Genomic DNA, 833 nt, shown 5'->3' on the forward strand with positions numbered 1-833 from the left:
GGGGGGGGGGTATTATTCCATTTATGGCCGGCTATTACCAAAAGCGTGGCTACGTTTTTTGGGCAATAAGCAGCATTTTTCGCTGCCTATTACAAAAGCCAAAGGTGTATTCGGTGCAGTGATACAACTCCTATTTTTCAAGTTTTCCTTGATGTCGTCTTGAAGTGATAATTGAAATCAGCCAGCCAAGTATAGTCACAAAAACCAAGGAGGCGATAAGCAGCACGCTGATTATCAATGTTTCTGCCTGCTCGGATCCATTGACGTTGAAGAGGTTAGAGAAAGTTGTATACAGCGTGTCACCGATAGAGGTTCCAAGTCCTTTTTGAACCAGTCCGCTTCCAATAAGGTGTCGTGTGAGGAGTGACGCTATCAAAAAAAACACGAAAAACTTAATGAGTACTTTAATAATACTCATCATTTTCTTTCTCTCGGGTCTATTACGTCTAGAATGCCGAAGTATTTCTGTCCGGATCCTTGAGGTCTATCTCCCTCCATATTGTGTAGGTATTTGCTTAGCTGATCAAATGCTATTTTAGATGTCATGGTGACACACCCTTCGCTTCGGCCCAGAGGGCCGACAGGATGTATTCTGAAATTTGCTCTTGTTACGTCATTGACGATTGTTTGATCATCAATGTGCCCATCATCTCGGTAAAGTGATAACCAGCCACTGCGATCAGTTCGCGCATAAAAATCCTTTATTGGATCTCTGATCCAGCCCAGCATCCCACCACTCTCCCTGTCTAGTGTACTGTTTTCGAAAAAATCAGCCACCAACTAACGGAAAATTCAAATCTTATCAATAGCTTAGCTTGCAGGTTATGGGTAAC

At 42.9% G+C, this 833-nt stretch carries 1 pseudogene; it reads right to left on the minus strand.

Annotated features, from left to right (window positions below):
• Positions 1-417 precede the first annotated feature (417 nt).
• A pseudogene (locus DW49_RS1000000129805) lies at positions 418-750 on the minus strand (tlde1 domain-containing protein); the annotation flags it as partial.
• Positions 751-833: the final 83 nt, after the last annotated feature.

Source organism: Pseudomonas avellanae BPIC 631 (genome assembly GCF_000444135.1).
In the GTDB taxonomy this organism is placed as follows: Bacteria; Pseudomonadota; Gammaproteobacteria; order Pseudomonadales; family Pseudomonadaceae; genus Aquipseudomonas; species Aquipseudomonas avellanae.